Here is a 1,382-nt window from a genome sequence, read left to right on the forward strand (position 1 = left end):
ACTTAACTTATACCATCCCTCACAAGTTTATTTAACATAAAATTTACACAGATACATCCATTGTGAGTAAGTATTTAACTTAACTTACTGGTTTATTTATATTTAAACCCATATTTATACTTATCCACAATTAGTCTTAATTAACTGGAATATGGAAAATAAAGGTTGGATAATATATATATAGCTATTATGCTTATAAAATTTCAAAATAAAATTATAGTGTTGTTCTATTAAGAAGCAAGTACCACAAGATATTTGAATCAAATTCTCTGGAGATAGTAAGGTTTGTAAATACTCCATGAATAAATTACAGGTAATCTTTAACATTTGATCGTAATAGAGATTTTTATAAGATTTTGCTCCCGTAAATATTATCGTATATGATGTGAGATTGATGATTGATATAGGTTTGGGTTAAATCCAAGGGAAGAAGCTTGGTGTATGTAAACGGGCTAAAGCCCGTTTCTATTGATGGATGCTCTGTGGAAAAAGCTGAGTATACTATATAGTATGAAAATTAGGGGTGATTCTGGCGTATTCTTTATTAATATGAAATGATCTTGTGGAGATCCTTACAGGATGACAACGATGGTAAGACAAACAAAAATAATGATACAAAAGGATATCAGGGATAGAATAAAAAGGATATGAATAATAAGTAGTTTCTAATCAATAGCAAATATTGATATATATATATATCCTCAGCCTTTGTCATCCTTCAGGAATCTCGACAATGTTAGCCCTGGCTGGTATATTTCTACAGTGTTCTCTCGATTCAATAGAAGTGGGCTTTAGCCCGCTTTATCATTTACAAGCAATCCAATGGCTTTAGCCAAAACCTATAATACAAAGAAAGAATAGAGCTTAGTAAACATTATTCACGGATTTCCATACTCTCTTTGTCATCCCGCAGGGATCTCGGCAACATTAGCCCTGACTGGTATATTTCTACAGTGTTCTCTCCATTCAATAGAAGTGGGCTTTAGCCCGCTTTATCATTCACAAACAATCCAATGGCTTTAGCCAAAACCTATAATACAAAGAAAGAAAGAAAGAATGAATGAATGAATAGAGCTTAGTAAACACTATTCACTGATTTCCATACTCCTGTTGAGATCATTACAGGATAACAAGATACGGGGAATAACGATAATAGAATAATGATAAGGAATAGATGGTGGTTGGTGGTGTACTCTCCCTAAAGTATAAAGCAAAAAAAAATCCTCTATCTTTCGATAAAGGATTTTTAAAAATAAAATAAAAACTGGCGGCGGCCTACTCTCCCGCGTTAGCAGTACCATCGGCGCTGGTGGGCTTAACTTCTGTGTTCGGAATGGGAACAGGTGAGCCCCACCGCTAAAACCACCCTAAAGGTTGTATAT

Annotated in this window: 1 rRNA gene; it reads right to left on the reverse strand. The window is 34.0% G+C overall.

The window, feature by feature from the left end:
- Positions 1-1,262: 1,262 nt before the first annotated feature.
- Positions 1,263-1,370, reverse strand: a 5S ribosomal RNA gene (gene rrf, locus GTR01_RS24405).
- Positions 1,371-1,382: the final 12 nt, after the last annotated feature.

Origin of the sequence: Chryseobacterium sp. c4a (genome assembly GCF_009900745.1) — a bacterium.
Taxonomy (GTDB): Bacteria; Bacteroidota; Bacteroidia; order Flavobacteriales; family Weeksellaceae; genus Chryseobacterium.